This is a genomic window from Streptomyces sp. NPDC002018, from assembly GCF_042890865.1.
In the GTDB taxonomy this organism is placed as follows: domain Bacteria; phylum Actinomycetota; class Actinomycetes; order Streptomycetales; family Streptomycetaceae; genus Streptomyces.
On record NZ_JBIASO010000002.1, the window covers coordinates 73,951 to 89,087 of the forward strand.

The following is a 15,137-nucleotide window of genomic DNA, read 5'->3' on the forward strand; positions in this document are numbered from 1 at the left end:
GTGTCCTTCAGCGGCCCGCGGCGGGGGCCGGGTCCGGCGACGGGCCCGGCGGGAACGGCATCGGGGTGTAGCGGTCCTGGACCGCCAGCGGGACATCGCCGCCCTTCGGTGTGATGATCAGGAACCGCTCCCGTGCGGCGGACTTCGCCGGCTCCGGCGGGGTCAGCACCTCGCGCAACAGCCCGATCGCCTGGCTGACCTGAGCACCCGCCACATTCGTGGTGAACATGGTGAGTGCCTCCTTGCGGCCGAACGGCGCCGTCCGGTTCTCCGTGAGCCAGAGCGTGTAGTCCTTGCCGGGCTCCAGGCCGGTCGCCGCGACCTGGAGCAGGTCCAGGGCCCCGAGCGCGTTCACGGACACGGTCGCGTGCGCCCGGCCGCCGCTGCCCTTCGGCGCCCTCAGTGTGAGGTGGCCGGCCTGGCCCGCGACCCCGAGGGGCTGGAGGTTGGCCGTCCCCGTGCCGGAGGTGACGGCCCGGGGGACATAGAGCAACTGCTGCGGCTGCTGCCCGACCGGAATCGTGGCGATCACCTTGTTCTCCAGCGTGTCGACGGCGATCACGGCGTCCTGGTTCTCCAGCCCGACATAGACCCGGGTGCCGTCACCGGACACCCAGATGCCGTGCGGCAGGTCCCCGGTGCGGATGGTGGCCGCCAGGGTCGGCGTCCTGCCCCGCCGGTAGACCTTCACCAGGTTCTCCCCGCCCACCGTCACATAGCCGAACTTCCCCTTGGCGTTGTCGACGAGCGTGACGTGGTTGGTGATCGGCCCGCTGTCGATCGTCGAGAGGATGCGGAAGGGCGGCCGGGCGCTCATCACCTGGGTCTTGCCGGAGTCCTTCAGCGTGAACCAGACCTCGGTGCCGTCCCGGCTCACGGCCAGGTTGGGCGAGAAGGGGCTGGCCTGGGGGACGCGGGCGACGACCCGGTACGTCCGGGTGTCCACCACATCCACCTCGGGGGTGAAGCTGGAGGGGACGAAGGCGTAGCGGCCGTCCGGCCGGAACAGCACCATTCCGGGGCCGTTCGCCGTGGTGACGCGGCGCTTCTCCGTCATCTTCACGGGGTCGATCACCGATACGTAGTCCTCCCCCCGTACGGTCGCCCACAGTTCCCTGCCGTCGGGGGTGAAGAACGTCTCGTGCGGCGAGCGTCCGACATAGACGACGCCCTTGACCTTGTTCGTCTCCGTGTCGATCAGCGAGACCGAGTTGGACCCGATGGAGACGACGGCGAGGGTCTTGTGGTCGGGCGAGAATCCCCCTCCGTGCACCAGCAGTTGGTTCCTGTACAGCGGGCTGAGCGCACCGGGCACGGGGTCCCCGAGACGGATCGTGCCCAGCAGCCGGTTGGCGGCGGGATCGATCACGGAGACGGTGTTGGACGTCTGGTCGGACGTGTACACCCGGTCCTGGCTGGAGATCGGGATCACCCCGTCCGCCCCCGTCCCGGCCCCGTGCGCGGAGGACTCCTCGCCCTCGCGTATCGGCTCGCGCGGCGAGGGCCGCGCACCGGGCGGAGGCTTCACGGGCACGCGGCTCGGTACGCGGCTTCTCAGCACGCCGATCTCCTGCTGCTGCGTGACGATGATCTCGTGGGCCAGCCGCCGCAGGACGGGGTCCTTGCCGTGTTCCAGGACCGCCTTGGCCATGTCGACGGCGGCCTGGTGGTGCGGCATCATCATGGCCGCGAAGTCCTGGTCGGCGTCGCCGGTCCTGGGGACCGCCATCGCTTCCATCATGGCTCTCATGCTCGCGTCCATCTTCCGCGCGAAGGAGCCGTGGGCGCTCGCGTGGGACGGACGGTCGCGCGGTGTCGCGGCCGTCCGCTGTCCCTCGGACTGACACGCGACCAGACTCAGGGCGAGGCATCCGGCGGTCCCGGTCACGCCCAGCCGGCGCAATACGCTGACTTTCATCGGACCTCTTCCATCTCTGCCCGGCAGGGCCGGGTCGACATGTCTGACGTCCCCCGATCGTGGCTCCGCCTCGGCAGCCGTCCGTCATGGCTGCTCCACCGAGTGGTGAGCCCAGTCTTCGCAGATGACGAACAAATGTCCTGTCAAGACACGCAATGGAGTGAATCGCCAAGTCCCGCCGGACAAGCGGCCGATGAGCGCCCCCGACGGTGGTGCCGGAGGCGTCCGGCGGACAGACGGCCAGACTGACGGCCGGACCCCCGGCGCGGGCCCGCCGGCAGCCAGACCCTAGGGCGCGGGCTCGTGGACCTGCGCCAGTTCCAGCGGCGCGGGAGCGGGCAGCGGCCGGGCGCCCTCCGCCCGGAAGGACTGGAGCAGATAGGCGACCAGGCGTCGCGACGCGGCCGCCGAGGCCTCGGTGGGCGCTCCCCCCAAGCCGCTGTTGGCCAGGAGCAGCAGCGCGATGTCGCTGCGGTCGAAGTCCTGGCGCAGTTGTCCGGATGCCTTCGCGCGTCGCACCAGCTCGTCCAGGCCCTCCTCCGCGCGGGTGCGTTCCTGGTGATAGCCGGCGTTGTCGGGGAACTCGGAGAGGAACGCGCCGGTGAAGCCCCGGTCGGCGGCCTGCATCGCGCACACCTTCTCGACGGCGGAGCAGAATCCGTGCCAGGGATCGGGGTCCCCCAGCGCCTCGTCGAGCACCGACACACAGAGCGAGAACTGCTCGGCGAAGGCCTCGGTCACGAGTGAGGCGCGGGTCGGGAACCGGCGGTAGAGGGTGGCGACCCCGACCCCGGCCCGGCGGGCGATCGTGGTGACGGGGACGTCGAGCCCCTGAGCGGCATAGGCCTCGCGCGCGGCTCTGAGGATGCGGTCGCGGTTGTGCCGGGCGTCGGCGCGCAGCTCCCTCGTCCCCGCGTCCCCGTCCGGCTCGCTGTCCTTGTGAGAGGGCTGAGCAGGCATGTCTCTCACTTTAGCCCAAGTGGAAGGAGCCGTCCGGTTACGCCGTTAGCCTGGGAGAACCAAGTGGAGGACCCCCACCACTTACAAGAACGGGACAGACGACATGACCGATATGCGCGCGGCGCTCTACGACCGGTACGGCCCTCCCGAGGTGCTCTACGAGGGCCGGGTCCCCGTACCGGCCCTCGCACGGGGCGAGGTCCTGGTCCGGGTCCACGCGGCCAGTGTCAACGGCGGCGAACTGCACGGCCGGGCGGGGCGCGTGCGGCTGGTGACCGGGCGCCGCTTCCCCCAGCGCACGGGGATCGACTTCGCGGGCGAGATCGCCGAGGTGGACGCCTCGGTGGCCGGAACGGGCCTGCGGGAGGGCGACCGGGTGTGGGGGATCCTGCCGCGCCGGTTCGGCAGCGCCGCCGAGTACGTCGCCGTCCGCCCCCGGCAGATCTCCCCGGCCCCCGCCAATCTGACCCTGGTGGAGGCCGCCTCCCTGCCCGTCGGCACCACCGCCATCACCGCCCTGCGCGCCAAGGCGCGGCTCCGGCCCGGCGAACGTCTTCTCGTACGGGGCGCCAGCGGCGGGGTCGGCAGTGTCGCCGTCCAGCTCGGCAAGGCGCTGGGCGCCCATGTCACCGCGCTGGCGGGCCCGAAGAACCTCGGCTTCGTCCAGGACCTGGGGGCGGACGAGGTCCTCAGCTACACCACGACAGGACCGTCCGACCTGGGCGCCTTCGATGTCGTCCTGGACACCGTCGGCACCGACCACCGCGCCTTCCGGCGGCTTCTGTCCCCGGGCGGACGCATGGTGGCCATCGCCTTCGACGTCGAACACATCGCCGCCAGCGGCTTCTATCTGCTCGCCTCCGCCGTCCACGGGCCGCGCAGGGTGCGCTTCTTCAGCGGCAACCCACGGCACGAGCTGTTCGCCGAGCTGACCCGGTACGCGGAGAGCGGGGCGATCCGCCCCGTGGTGGACACCGTGCGTCCCCTCGCCGAGATCGCCGCCGCGCACCGCGCGCTGGAGGCCGGAGGCGTCCGGGGAAAGCACATCATCCAGATCGTGTGAGGTACGGGCGAGGCGCCGCCCGCACCGGTCACTCCGACGGGCCCGTACCGCCGAACATGGCCCGTTCCAGCGTGAGATACGTGGCACCGTGGTCCGCCAGGACCTCCGCCACCACACCCGGCCGCGCGCTCAGGGCCAGCAGGATGTGCGCGTCGTCGATGCGCCGGTCGCGCCGGCCCGCCGCGATCCGCAGGGATTTCGCCAGCGCGCCCTTCGCGGCCGGACTGAAGCCCTTGCGGACCGGGCGCCACCGCCCGGACCCGCCGCCGGCCGCGCCGGCCCGCATCGCGCCCTCGCCGTGCGCCGCCTCGACCGCCGAGACGATCCGGTCCACGTCGATCCCCAGGTCGGCCAGCGCCTCCGTGTCCGCCTTCGACAGGCCGCCCTGCCGGCGCGCTTGCGCGAGAGCGCCCTCGACGGAGGCGCGCCGGTCCCGTATCCCGAGGGAGGCGAACGCGAAGGACGCGCGCGTTCCCTCCTGGTCGAGCAGCGCGAGCAGCATGTGCTCGTCGGTGACCGGGCCGGCGTCCAGGCGCTCCGCGTGGCCGACGGCCCCGGTGACCACGGCACGGGCGCCTTCCGAGAAACGTTCGAACATCACTGCCTCCCGTACTTCTTGTGCGCGGCCTGCCGGCTGACGCCCAGCACATCCGCGATCTCCTGCCACGACCAGCCCTGGTTACGGGCGTTGCGCACCTGCACGGCTTCGAGCCGCTCCAGCAGCCGCCGCAGCGCGGCGACCGCCCTCAGCCCGACCCGGGGGTCGTGGTCGCCCGCCCGTTCGGCGAGATCCGTCGCTTCGGTCATGGTGTCAATCTACGTTGACACTAGAGAAGCGTCAACCCACGTTGACATCCACGTCGGACTTCAGACCTTCAGGGCTTCAGGGCTTCAGGGCTTCAGCACCACCTTCCCGAACAGGTCGCCCGCCGCCATCCGTTCGAAGCCCTCACGCGCCCGGTCCAGCGGCAGCACCGCGTCGATCACCGGCCGCACCCCCGTCGTCGCGCAGAACGCGAGCAGATCCTCCAGCTCGTCCTTGCTCCCCATCGTCGAGCCGACCACCTTCAGCTCCAGGAAGAAGATCCGGGTCAGTTCGGCGTGCGCCGGCCGGTCGCCGCTCGTCGCGCCCGAGATCACCAGCGTGCCGCCGCGCCGAAGACACTTGACGGAGTGCGACCAGGTCGCCGCTCCGACCGTCTCGATGACCGCGTCCACCCGCTGCGGCAGCCTCGCGCCGGGCTCGAACGCCTCCAGCGCGCCCAGTTCGACCGCACGCGCCCGCTTGGCCGCGTCACGGCTGGTGGCGTACACCCGCAGCCCCGCCGCGCTGCCGAGCACGATCGCGGCGGTGGCCACCCCGCCGCCCGCGCCCTGGACGAGCACCGAATCGCCCGGCCGCACACCGGCGTTGGTGAAGAGCATCCGGTACGCGGTGAGCCAGGCGGTGGGCAGACAGGCGGCCTCCTCGAAGGAGAGCGCGGCGGGCTTGGGCAGGACGTTCCACACGGGCACGGTGACCCGCTCGGCGAAGGTGCCCTGGTAGTGCTCGGTGAGGATCGTGGCGGTCTCGCGCGGGCCGACCCCATGGCCGGTCTGCCCGATGACGGAGTGGACGACGACCTCGTTGCCGTCCTCGTCCAGCCCGGCCGCGTCACAGCCGAGGATCATCGGGAGCTTGCCGTCGGGCAGCCCCACCCCCCGCAGCGACCAGAGATCGTGGTGGTTGAGGGAGGCGGCCTTCACCGTGACGGTGGTCCAGCCGGGTCGCGCCTCGGGGGCCGGGCGCTCGCCCAGCTCAAGGCCGTTGAGGGGATCGTTGACGTCGGTACGGGCTGCGTAGGCGGCGAACATGACCCCGACCCTAAGGGCCCGGCCGGGCGAAGGAACCGTACGGAGAACGGAGAGACGACCCGGGCCGCGCCGTCCCCCCGGACAGTGCCTGGCCAGGCCTGCCCCGGGGGACGGTGCGGCCCGGCCGGCGTCCCGTGCGGTCAGCGCCGGGCCACGCCCTCCGCCCGCGCCGCCGCGGCCACCGCCGCCGTCACGGCCGGGGCGACCCGCTCGTCGAACGGCGACGGGATCACATAGTCCGCCGCGAGCTCGTCACCGACGACATCCGCCAGCGCGTCGGCCGCCGCGATCTTCATGCCCTCGGTGATCCTGGACGCCCGCACCTGGAGCGCCCCCGCGAAGATCCCCGGGAAGGCCAGCACATTGTTGATCTGGTTCGGGTAGTCGCTGCGCCCGGTGGCCACGACCGACGCGTACTGGTGCGCGATGTCGGGGTGGACCTCGGGGTTCGGGTTGGCCATCGCGAAGACGAACGCCCCCGGCGCCATCGAGGCGATCGCCGGCTCCGGCACCGTACCGCCGGACACGCCGATGAAGACATCCGCGCCGGAGAGCGCCGACTCCAGCGAGCCGGAGAGCCGGGCGCGGTTGGTCAGCCCGGCCAGTTCGCGCTTGACGTCGTTCAGATCGCCGCGGTCCGGGCTGACGAGGCCCTTGCGGTCGGCCACGGCGACATCGCCGATGCCCGCCTCCAGCAGGAACCTCGCGATGGCGACACCGGCCGCGCCCGCGCCCGAGATGACGGCGCGCAGGTCGCCCAGGACGCGCCCGGTCAGCTTCGCCGCGTTCCGCAGGGCGGCGAGCGTCACCACGGCCGTGCCGTGCTGGTCGTCGTGGAAGACCGGGATGTCCAGCCGCTCCTGGAGCCTGCGCTCGATCTCGAAGCAGCGCGGCGCCGAGATGTCCTCCAGATTGACGCCGCCGAAGGAGGGCGCGAGCCGCACGACGGTCTCGACGATCTCGTCCGTGTCGGTGGTGGCGAGCGCCAGCGGCACCGCGTCCACCCCGCCGAACTGCTTGAACAGGATCGCCTTGCCCTCCATCACGGGGAGCGAGGCCTCGGGCCCGATGTCGCCGAGTCCCAGCACCGCCGTACCGTCCGTCACGACGGCGACGACCTGCGACTTCCAGGTGTAGTCATGGACCAGCTCGGGCCGGTCGGCGATGGCGCTGCACACCTTGGCGACGCCGGGGGTGTACGCGAGGGACAGGTCGTCCTTGTCACGGATCGGCACGGTCGCCCGGATGGCCATCTTGCCGCCGCGGTGCAGGGCGAAGGCCGGATCGAAAGCCTGATCGAACGGCTCGTCCTGGGCACGCTCCGTACCGCGAACACCCCCCGCGCCCTGAGCACTCCCCGCGCCGCGAACGCTCCCCGTAACGCCCCGGCCCGTACCGCCCCGGCCGGACTCCGCGCCGCCGCCACGGCCACTGCCGCCGTCGCCGCCGTCATCGCGGCCGGCCCCGGCGCCGGTGCTGCGAGGATTGACGATCTCCGCTGCCATGTGTTGGTGACCCCTTACTTCTTCATCGGTTGAGGGTGGCCACTCCTGGTTGAGGAGGGGTGGGTGGGCACCGCGTCCGTGCCCCACGAGGTCGGTTGGCCCGCCCGGCAGGGGGTCGTACGGACGCGCGGGCGCGCCGCACACGCGCCCTGGGCCCCGGATGAGGGGTGTAATCGTCCTTCTTACCCGACGGACCTCGGCGGCCACGACTCCATAAAGACGCGGCATCACGACTCATGGCCGAACTGCCGGACATGTCGGCATACCGAAGGGTTCGGCATGGATCATATGCGGGAACGGCGAGGAACCGGAGATCCTCCGGCCGGAAGAAGGCATTCCAACAGAAGGTCCGGTCTTGAGGTACCGCCATGTTGGGGGTGGGGGGTGTCCCGTTATCCGATTTTGACATGCCCGGCCCCCTGAATGGGCCAGTCCGAATGGCAAGATGCCCTAATCACAAACGGTCGCGACACTCGAAGACGCGTGCTCGGCCACTTGGCAGCTTCCCTCACCGCCGGAGGACCTGATCATGACCGCACGCATCACCCGCCGCTGTACGACCGCCGCGAGGTCCCGGATCGCCGCGGCCGGCGCGATCGCGGTCGCGGGCGCACTGCTGCTGACCGCCTGCGGCGACCAGACGAACGAGGGCTCGGCGGACGGCGGCACGAGCACCAAGACGTCCGACGCGCCGCTGTTCGACCAGCTTCCCGCCCAGTACCAGAAGTCCGGCGTGATCAAGGTGGGCACGAACGCCGAGTACGCCCCGATGGAGTCCGTCGAGAACGGCAAGATCATCGGTGTCGACCCCGATATCGCCGCGGCGCTCGGCAAGCAGCTCGGCGTGAAGTTCGAGTTCACCTCGGGCTCGTTCGACGGCCTGATCACGGCCCTCAACACGGGCCGCCACGACATCGCCATGTCCTCCATCACGGACACCAAGCAGCGCCAGGAAGGGCTCGACGACAGCGGCAAGAAGCTCGGCAAGGGCGTCGACTTCGTCGACTACTTCCTCGCCGGTACCGCGGTCTACACCCAGAAGGGCAACCCGAAGGGCCTCAAGTCCATCGAGGACCTGTGCGGTCTGACGGCGGCCGTCCAGCGCGGCACCACATACGAGAAGGCGCTCCAGAACCAGTCGAAGGTCTGCAAGGACAGCGGCAAGAAGGCCGTCACCATCGAGCCCTTCGAGAACGACACCGAGGCCCAGACCCGGGTGAAGTCGGGCGGCGCCGCCGCCGGAGTGAACGACTACCCGGTGGCGCTCGACCTGGCCCGCAAGGCGGACGGCGGCAACGCGTTCGAGGTCGTGGGCGAGCAGGTCGACGCCGGCCCGTTCGGTATCGCGGTGAACAAGGACAACACCGGCCTGCGTGACGCGCTCAAGGCCGCGGTGGACGCCATCATCGAGGACGGCTCGTACCAGAAGATCCTGGAGAAGTGGGGCGCGACCAGCGGGGCGATCGACAAGGCCGCGATCAACAGCGGCAAGTGACCGCGACCCCCGCTGAAGCTGAAGCTGTTGAAGGGCAGTCGACGTGACTGACAAGTCTGACGAGGTGCGGCGGACACCCGGGGCGGCCGACGCCGCGGGTGCCACCGCGGCCTCCACCGCCTCCGGCGTCCCCACCGCCTCCACCGCCTCCGGCGTCCCCGCCACCTCCACCGTCTCCGTCGTGAAGGATCCGGCCCCGGCCTCGCCGCCGGATCTCATCAGGGCCGTCCCGGTACGGCACTACGGCCGCTGGGTCAGCGGCGTGGTCGTGGTCCTGCTGCTGGTCGCGCTGGCCTACGCGTTCTCCCAGGGCAACATCCAGTGGAGCGCGGTCTCGGACACCCTCTTCGACAGCAGCGTGCTGACCGGCGCCGGCCGGACCCTGCTGATCAGCGTGCTCGCGATGGTGCTCGGCGTGGTGCTGGGTGTGGTGCTGGCCGTCATGCGGCTCTCCAAGAACCCGGTGACGAGCTGGGTGTCCTGGCTCTACATCTGGTTCTTCCGCGGCACACCCGTCTATGTGCAGCTCCTGCTCTGGTTCAACCTGGCGCTGATCTTCCCGATCCTGAACATCCCGTTCATCTACAAGGACGAGATGACGGACGTCATGACCCCGTTCATGTGCGCCCTGCTGGGGCTGGGACTGAACGAGGCGGCGTACATGGCGGAGATCTGCCGGGCCGGCATCCAGTCGGTGGACGAGGGCCAGACCGAGGCGTCGCACGCGCTCGGCATGACCCAGGCGAAGACCATGCGCCGTATCGTGCTGCCCCAGGCGCTGCGCGTGATCATTCCGCCGACCGGCAACGAGTTCATCAACATGCTCAAGACATCGTCACTGGTGTACGCGGTCACCTACAACGAACTGCTGCGCTCGACGTCCCAGATCGGTTCCACCTCGTACGCCGTGATGGAGATGCTCTTCGTCGCGTCGATCTGGTACATCGTGATGACCAGTGTCTTCAGCGTGGGCCAGTACTACCTGGAGCGCCGTTTCGCCCGCGGCTCGCAGCGGAGCCTGCCGCCCACGCCGTGGCAGCGGCTCAGGGCGAACCTCGCGTCCTTCAGCAACCGCCCCTCGGAGGGTGCCCAGTGACAGCCATGGTCAAGGCCGAGGGCGTCCACAAGTCCTTCGGTACCGCGCACATCCTCAAGGGCATAGACCTGGAGGTCGCCCCGCAGGAGGTCTTCTGTCTGATCGGGCCCTCGGGCTCGGGCAAGTCGACCTTCCTCCGGTGCATCAACCATCTGGAGAAGATCAACGCCGGCCGGCTCTCGGTCGACGGCGAGCTGGTCGGCTACCGCGAGAAGGGCGACAAGCTGCATGAGCTGAAGGACAGCGAGGTCGCCAGGAAGCGCCGGGACATCGGCATGGTCTTCCAGCGCTTCAATCTCTTTCCGCACATGACGGCGATCGAGAACATCATGGAGGCGCCGGTCCAGGTCGCCGGGGTGACGAAGGCCGTGGCCCGCGCCCGCGCCGAGCGGCTGCTCGACCGGGTCGGCCTGGCCGACAAGGCGGGGAACTACCCGTCCCAGCTCTCCGGCGGCCAGCAGCAGCGCGTGGCGATCGCCCGCGCGCTGGCCATGGAGCCGAAGCTGATGCTCTTCGACGAGCCGACCTCGGCGCTCGACCCGGAGCTGGTGGGCGATGTCCTCGACGTGATGCGCGATCTGGCCCAGGACGGCATGACGATGATCGTGGTCACCCATGAGATGGGCTTCGCCCGTGAGGTCGGTGACGCCCTGGTCTTCATGGACGACGGTGTGGTGGTCGAATCCGGCCATCCCCGCGATGTCCTGACGAATCCGCAGCACGACCGGACGAAGTCGTTCCTGTCGAAGGTGCTGTGAACGTGCCGTAGCGAGAGCGACTGCCGGGGCGGGCACGGGGGCGGTACGGACCAGTCCGTACCGCCCCCGCACATCCTTACCGTCCCCGGGCGGCAGCGCCGTACGTCCGCCTCCGACGGGGGAGGCGGCGCCGGTGTGGGTACGGGCCGGGCCGACGGCGGCCGGGCGTGGAGCGGGACAGCGGGGGCGGGACGGCGTGGGGCGCGGGGACGTGGCGCGGGACGGTGCACGGCCGCGCGCGCTCCGTCCGTACGGAAGGACCTCGCACGCGGGGACGCCGTACGGAGCGGGGCGGCAGGCTGGAGGACCGTATGGAGCGGGGCGGCACGGGCAGAGCCGGCAGGCACCGGGGCGGCACGGGCACCGGGTGCTGACCGCCGGGCCGGGCGCTCCCCGGGTGCTGACCGCCGGGCCGGGCGCCCCCCGGCGATTACTCCGGCCGCCCGCGTGCCGGCTCCCCCGCCGCCCGCTCCGGACGCCGCCTCGGCCGCTCCGGCCGCTGCCTGAAGGGCTGCTTCAGCGGCTACTTCAGCGCGAGGACGAGGGTGTCGGAGGGCGAGGCCCACACCGCGCGCGCCTCACCGAAGCCCGCCTCCCTGAGCGTCCTGGCGTGCCAGTCCAGGGACGGGGTGTCGCCGTCGGCGTGTTCCCCGTAGATCTCGAAACGCTCGGCGGTCGGCGCGGCCAGGACGGGATCCTCGCGGGCGAGGTCCCACCACTCGGCCCAGTCGAGGGCACCGGCGGCCTTGGCCCGGTCCATGCCCGCGTGCCGGTGCGCGCGCTCGGCGGCATTGATCCGGGGGGTGCCCGGATCGGTCATATGGTCCGCGTTCATGAAGACACCGCCGTCCCTGACCAGCCCCGCGAGCTGCCCGTACAGCGCGGCCAGCGGCCCGGCGTGCAGCCAGTGCAGCGCGGTCGCGGTCAGGACGGCGTCGTACGAGCCGTGGGGCAGCAGCCGCGTCCAGCCGGGGTCCGTGAGATCCGCGGTCACGAAGGCGACCCGGTCGTCCCCGGCGAAGGTGCCGCGGGCGATGGCGAGAAGGGCCGGGTCGAGATCGACACCGATGCTGGTGGCGCCCGGGAACCGGCGCAGCAGCCGGTCCGTGATGCTCCCCGTCCCGCAGGCGAGGTCGAGCACCCTCGGCTCGGGGCCCGCCACGGCCTCGACCATGTCCAGCATCACCCGGAACCGCTCCTCACGGTCCGGCATGTACCACTCCTGCTGGCGATCCCAGCTCTCCTGCCAGGCCCTCCAGTCGGTCCCGGCTGCCGTCTCGGTCATCGACCTCTCCTCTGTAATACCCTATAGCCATAAGCATCTATTACATCCACGCTCGACCCGACTCTAGACCGCTTCCGTAAGGACTACAAGTGGAACTGGCCTCTTACTCGGACTCCGCCGTACGCCTGGTCAACACCGAGGAACCGGCCCGCGGCACGGACTCCCTGACCTCGGTCGAGGCCGTACGCGCCCTCTTCGGCCCCAGCTCCCAGGCGGCGCGCCGCGCCACCGACGCGGATGTCACCCGCTTCCGCTCGGTACGGGCCCGGCTGCGCGCGGTCTTCGCCGCCGCCGACGCGGGCGAGGCCACCCAGGCGGTGGATCTGCTCAACTCACTGCTGCTGGAGTTCCCCGTCAGCCCGCAGATCTCCGGCCATGACTTCCTCGACGACGAGGGCCGTCCGCGCTGGCACATGCATCTCGCGGACCATCCCTCGAACGCGACGGCGGGATACGCGGCGACGGCGGCGATGGGGCTCGCCTTCCACCTCACCGAGTACGGGGTCGACCGGCTGGGGCTCTGCCAGGCGGCGCCGTGCCGCAACGCCTATCTGGACACCTCCACCAACCGGTCGCGCCGCTACTGCTCGGACCGCTGCGCGACCCGGGCCAATGTCGCCGCCTACCGGGCCCGCAAACGCCTGGAGACCGAGCGCACCGCCGGCACCGGCCGCAGCGCCGAGAACAGCCAGGAGGCCACCGCGCGTACGGACCGCTGACCGGCCGGCGGGCGGTACCGGGCCCTGACCCGCCCCAGCAGCAGTTCCTCGGGCACGGCGCCGAACACCCGGCTGTCGCCCTCGGCGCCGGGATTGTCCCCCAGCACCCACCATCCGCCGTCGCGCCGCTCGACCAGCCGTTTCACGATGAGCAGGTCCTGCTGCAACGGGTGTCTGAGCACCGCCACAGCGCCCGCCTTCACCGGGGCGCGGTAGTGCACCAGGAGCTGATCGCCGTGTTTGAGCGTCGGATACATGGACGGCCCCCTCACCTCGGCGATCCCCAACTGCGCCCTCGGCTGCCGCCCGTGCTCCGTCATCCGGCACCTCCCGGTCCCACGGTACGTGCCACCACCGGTCCCCCATCCACCCCGGATCCGCCCCGGACTTTTGTCCTAAGCCCTAGGGGGCACTCGCGAAATCACGCTTCTCACCGAGTAATGTCGCACCTGAGAAGACGATCACGAGGAAGGACAGCTCCATGCTTTCCCGCCTGTTTGCCCCGAAGGTGAAGGTCAGCGCCCACTGCGACCTCCCCTGCGGTGTGTACGACCCCGCCCAGGCCCGCATCGAGGCCGAGTCGGTCAAGGCCGTCCAGGAAAAGATGCAGGGCAACGACGACGCCCACTTCCAGGCACGCGCGACGGTCATCAAGGAGCAGCGCGCCGAGCTCGCCAAGCACCATGTCTCAGTGCTGTGGAGCGACTACTTCAAGCCCCCGCACTTCGAGAAGTACCCCCAGCTCCACCAGCTCGTCAACGACACCCTCAAGGCGCTCTCCACCGCGAAGGCCTCGACCGACCCGAAGACGGGCGAGAAGGCGCTGGAACTCATCGCCGAGATCGACCGCATCTTCTGGGAGACGAAGAAGGCCTGATCTTCGATCATGCCGTTTGACCTGCGATTTCCTTGGTCGCTTGGTCTTCCGGGTCCGCACCCGGTCCGCAGGCCGCCGAGAACGGCGTCCATGACGGTCCGGGTGCGGTCTTCTTCGCCGGGCCACAGGTGCGCGTAGATCCGCAGCGTGATCACGGCGGACGCGTGCCCGAGGACCTGCACCCGCTCCCATTCCGGGATCGCGCCTTCCCAGTCGTCGGTGCACCCCACCGCGCACTCTTCCCCAGCGAAGCCTTACGCCGGGCCGTCTTCGGAGCCGTCTCCGAACTTGCCTACCTCGCAGGGTGGAAGCACCACGACCTCGGCCAGGAAGGCGCCGCCCAGCGCTACTACCAGGTCAGCTCGCCTGCGAAGCCGACCCCCATGGTCACGCCGCTGGGATGATGCGCGCTCTAGCTCACCAAGCGTTGAGCCTGAAGCAGCCCCACCACTGCGTAGACCTCGTCGAAGGTGCTCTACGGCGGGGCCTCGGCCACGTCGGCGGTCAGACGGAAGCCCTCCTCCACACCACCCATGCCCGCGCCTACGCGGCCAGGGAGGAGAGTTCGTCGGCCGCACGCGCCCTGCTCGCCGCCGAGGACGCCCTCTTACGGAACGACGTCCCTCAACCCAGCTACTCCCGCGTGAGTGGCCCCGCCGCCGGCACCGTGGCCAGCCACACCGCCCGCACCCTGACCGATCTCGCCGACCACATCGGTACCGAGCAGCAGCACCGCGACGCCCTCACCCGCTGGGATCCTGCGAAGTACAAGCGCGTCCACGCCCTCACCCACGCCGACCTCGGCGACAGCCTCGCCGCCCAGGCCCGCGCCGACGAGGCCGTCGCCGCCTGGACCCAGGCCCTGGCCCTCATGGAGGGCATGACCTCCGACCGGACCCGTAAGGCAATCACCTCGATCCGCTCCACGCTCGCGGTCTACCAGCGTCGCAAGGTCCCCGGCGCGGCAGAACTTGCCCGGCGCGCCCGCGAAGCTCTCGCCTAACATGCCCAACAACCCGCCCGACGAAGGGAACACCGTGCCCCAGCAGACCGACGACCAGCCGAAGGCCCTCAAGCCGGCGCTCGAATCGATGACCCTGCTGGTCGCGGCCGTCATCGTCCACGACAAGGCGACCAACCGCGTCGTCCTCCTCCAGCGCAGCGAAAACGCCAAGTTCGCCCAAGGCATGTGGGACCTCCCCGTCGGCAAGAGCGAACCCGGCGAACCCATCACGGAGACAGCGGTCCGCGAGCTCTACGAGGAGACCGGCCTCACGGTGAAGGCCGAGTCCCTCAAGGTCGCCCACATCATCCACGGCGCCTGGGGCGTCGAGGCCCCCAACGGCTTCCTCACGGTCGTCTTCGCCGCCCACGAATGGACCGGCGACCCCGAAAACCGCGAACCCCGCAAGCACTCCCAGGTCCGATGGGTCGACGCCAATTCCATCCCCAAGGACTTCGTGGACACCACCTCAAGCGCCCTCCACCATTATCTAGGGGGAGACTCAGAGGTCTCCCTTGACGGCTGGCGATAGCAGTACGAACCGGCCCCGACTATTGCCAGGGCGACCGTTCGCAACAGGCGGACGCGCGCCACGGTCGTTCGC

General features: G+C 70.6%; 15 protein-coding genes and 2 pseudogenes. 8 read left to right on the forward strand and 9 right to left on the reverse strand.

All coding sequences use genetic code 11. The annotated features are described in order from the left end of the window. Window positions 1-7: 7 nt before the first annotated feature. Both ACFYYH_RS03810 and ACFYYH_RS03815 read right to left on the reverse strand, forming a co-directional pair. On the reverse strand, window positions 8-1,918 hold the full coding sequence (locus ACFYYH_RS03810) for a DUF305 domain-containing protein (protein WP_388545491.1): 1,911 nt from the start codon (window positions 1,916-1,918) through the stop codon (window positions 8-10). A gap of 288 nt (window positions 1,919-2,206) precedes the next feature. After that, window positions 2,207-2,878 (reverse strand): TetR/AcrR family transcriptional regulator, encoded by a 672-nt coding sequence (locus ACFYYH_RS03815; RefSeq protein ID WP_388545492.1) that lies wholly within the window; start codon window positions 2,876-2,878, stop codon window positions 2,207-2,209. Between the two features lie 103 nt (window positions 2,879-2,981). On the opposite strand from ACFYYH_RS03815, the gene ACFYYH_RS03820 reads away from it, so the two are divergent. After that, a complete protein-coding gene (locus tag ACFYYH_RS03820; protein WP_388545494.1) occupies window positions 2,982-3,941 on the forward strand; it encodes an NAD(P)-dependent alcohol dehydrogenase in 960 nt (319 codons plus the stop codon). A gap of 28 nt (window positions 3,942-3,969) precedes the next feature. Here ACFYYH_RS03820 and ACFYYH_RS03825 read toward each other — a convergent pair whose 3' ends face one another. The 4 genes from ACFYYH_RS03825 to ACFYYH_RS03840 form a co-directional block, all read right to left on the reverse strand. Continuing rightward, on the reverse strand, window positions 3,970-4,539 hold the full coding sequence (locus ACFYYH_RS03825; RefSeq protein ID WP_388545497.1) for a Clp protease N-terminal domain-containing protein: 570 nt from the start codon (window positions 4,537-4,539) through the stop codon (window positions 3,970-3,972). Beyond that, a complete protein-coding gene (locus ACFYYH_RS03830; protein ID WP_388545500.1) occupies window positions 4,539-4,748 on the reverse strand; it encodes a helix-turn-helix domain-containing protein in 210 nt (69 codons plus the stop codon). Before ACFYYH_RS03830 ends, ACFYYH_RS03825 begins: the two co-directional genes overlap by 1 nt. Window positions 4,749-4,832: 84 nt before the next feature. Then, window positions 4,833-5,795, reverse strand: coding sequence for a zinc-binding dehydrogenase (locus tag ACFYYH_RS03835; protein ID WP_388545503.1), 963 nt, complete (start codon window positions 5,793-5,795; stop codon window positions 4,833-4,835). Between the two features lie 140 nt (window positions 5,796-5,935). Further along, entirely contained in the window at window positions 5,936-7,300 is a 1,365-nt protein-coding gene (locus ACFYYH_RS03840) for an NADP-dependent malic enzyme (protein ID WP_388545505.1), read from the reverse strand. Window positions 7,301-7,829: 529 nt separating this feature from the next. Here ACFYYH_RS03840 and ACFYYH_RS03845 point away from each other — a divergent pair. The 3 genes from ACFYYH_RS03845 to ACFYYH_RS03855 all read left to right on the forward strand — a co-directional run bounded on the left by ACFYYH_RS03845 (window position 7,830) and on the right by ACFYYH_RS03855 (window position 10,649). After that, entirely contained in the window at window positions 7,830-8,795 is a 966-nt protein-coding gene (locus ACFYYH_RS03845) for an ABC transporter substrate-binding protein (protein WP_388545506.1), read from the forward strand. A 181-nt stretch (window positions 8,796-8,976) separates the two neighbouring features. Then, window positions 8,977-9,891, forward strand: coding sequence for an amino acid ABC transporter permease (locus ACFYYH_RS03850; RefSeq protein WP_388546313.1), 915 nt, complete (start codon window positions 8,977-8,979; stop codon window positions 9,889-9,891). After that, on the forward strand, window positions 9,888-10,649 hold the full coding sequence (locus tag ACFYYH_RS03855; protein ID WP_388545509.1) for an amino acid ABC transporter ATP-binding protein: 762 nt from the start codon (window positions 9,888-9,890) through the stop codon (window positions 10,647-10,649). The genes ACFYYH_RS03850 and ACFYYH_RS03855 overlap by 4 nt, the downstream gene beginning before the upstream one ends. Window positions 10,650-11,172: 523 nt before the next feature. On the opposite strand, the gene ACFYYH_RS03860 is transcribed toward ACFYYH_RS03855, so the two are convergent. Further along, window positions 11,173-11,934 carry a class I SAM-dependent methyltransferase gene (locus tag ACFYYH_RS03860; protein WP_388545512.1) on the reverse strand — a complete coding sequence of 254 codons (762 nt, stop codon included), beginning with the start codon at window positions 11,932-11,934 and terminating at the stop codon, window positions 11,173-11,175. A gap of 89 nt (window positions 11,935-12,023) precedes the next feature. Here ACFYYH_RS03860 and ACFYYH_RS03865 point away from each other — a divergent pair, with 89 nt between their 5' ends. Beyond that, window positions 12,024-12,653 carry a CGNR zinc finger domain-containing protein gene (locus ACFYYH_RS03865; protein ID WP_388545514.1) on the forward strand — a complete coding sequence of 210 codons (630 nt, stop codon included), beginning with the start codon at window positions 12,024-12,026 and terminating at the stop codon, window positions 12,651-12,653. On the opposite strand, the gene sodX is transcribed toward ACFYYH_RS03865, so the two are convergent. Further along, complete coding sequence (gene sodX, locus ACFYYH_RS03870; RefSeq protein WP_388545516.1) at window positions 12,557-12,973, reverse strand: nickel-type superoxide dismutase maturation protease; 417 nt, start codon at window positions 12,971-12,973, stop codon at window positions 12,557-12,559. The two genes, ACFYYH_RS03865 and sodX, sit on opposite strands and share 97 nt — an antisense overlap. Before the next feature lie 161 nt (window positions 12,974-13,134). On the opposite strand from sodX, the gene sodN reads away from it, so the two are divergent. Then, the gene (gene sodN, locus ACFYYH_RS03875) at window positions 13,135-13,530 is read left to right on the forward strand and encodes a superoxide dismutase, Ni (protein ID WP_388545518.1); all 396 of its coding nucleotides are present in this window, start codon (window positions 13,135-13,137) and stop codon (window positions 13,528-13,530) included. Between the two features lie 7 nt (window positions 13,531-13,537). On the opposite strand, the pseudogene ACFYYH_RS03880 reads toward sodN, so the two are convergent. Further along, window positions 13,538-13,706, reverse strand: a pseudogene (locus ACFYYH_RS03880) (site-specific integrase); the annotation flags it as partial. Between the two features lie 54 nt (window positions 13,707-13,760). Between ACFYYH_RS03880 and ACFYYH_RS03885 the strand changes: the two are divergent. Further along, window positions 13,761-14,533 (forward strand): annotated as a pseudogene (locus ACFYYH_RS03885) (tetratricopeptide repeat protein); the annotation flags it as partial. A 1-nt stretch (window position 14,534) separates the two neighbouring features. Continuing rightward, window positions 14,535-15,065: an NUDIX domain-containing protein gene (locus tag ACFYYH_RS03890; protein ID WP_388545520.1), complete on the forward strand. Its 531-nt coding sequence runs from the start codon at window positions 14,535-14,537 to the stop codon at window positions 15,063-15,065. Window positions 15,066-15,137 lie beyond the last annotated feature (72 nt).

What these genes read in the sequence shown, in the direction of transcription:
- ACFYYH_RS03825 (WP_388545497.1), bottom strand. Translation starts at nt 4,539, where the DNA reads ATGTTCGAACGTTTCTCGGAAGGCGCCCGTGCCGTGGTCACCGGGGCC.
- ACFYYH_RS03815 (WP_388545492.1), bottom strand. Translation starts at nt 2,878, where the DNA reads ATGCCTGCTCAGCCCTCTCACAAGGACAGCGAGCCGGACGGGGACGCG.
- ACFYYH_RS03830 (WP_388545500.1), bottom strand. Translation starts at nt 4,748, where the DNA reads ATGACCGAAGCGACGGATCTCGCCGAACGGGCGGGCGACCACGACCCC.
- ACFYYH_RS03840 (WP_388545505.1), bottom strand. Translation starts at nt 7,300, where the DNA reads ATGGCAGCGGAGATCGTCAATCCTCGCAGCACCGGCGCCGGGGCCGGC.
- sodX (WP_388545516.1), bottom strand. Translation starts at nt 12,973, where the DNA reads ATGACGGAGCACGGGCGGCAGCCGAGGGCGCAGTTGGGGATCGCCGAG.
- ACFYYH_RS03835 (WP_388545503.1), bottom strand. Translation starts at nt 5,795, where the DNA reads ATGTTCGCCGCCTACGCAGCCCGTACCGACGTCAACGATCCCCTCAAC.
- ACFYYH_RS03845 (WP_388545506.1), top strand. Translation starts at nt 7,830, where the DNA reads ATGACCGCACGCATCACCCGCCGCTGTACGACCGCCGCGAGGTCCCGG.
- ACFYYH_RS03820 (WP_388545494.1), top strand. Translation starts at nt 2,982, where the DNA reads ATGACCGATATGCGCGCGGCGCTCTACGACCGGTACGGCCCTCCCGAG.
- ACFYYH_RS03890 (WP_388545520.1), top strand. Translation starts at nt 14,535, where the DNA reads ATGCCCAACAACCCGCCCGACGAAGGGAACACCGTGCCCCAGCAGACC.
- ACFYYH_RS03860 (WP_388545512.1), bottom strand. Translation starts at nt 11,934, where the DNA reads ATGACCGAGACGGCAGCCGGGACCGACTGGAGGGCCTGGCAGGAGAGC.
- sodN (WP_388545518.1), top strand. Translation starts at nt 13,135, where the DNA reads ATGCTTTCCCGCCTGTTTGCCCCGAAGGTGAAGGTCAGCGCCCACTGC.
- ACFYYH_RS03810 (WP_388545491.1), bottom strand. Translation starts at nt 1,918, where the DNA reads ATGAAAGTCAGCGTATTGCGCCGGCTGGGCGTGACCGGGACCGCCGGA.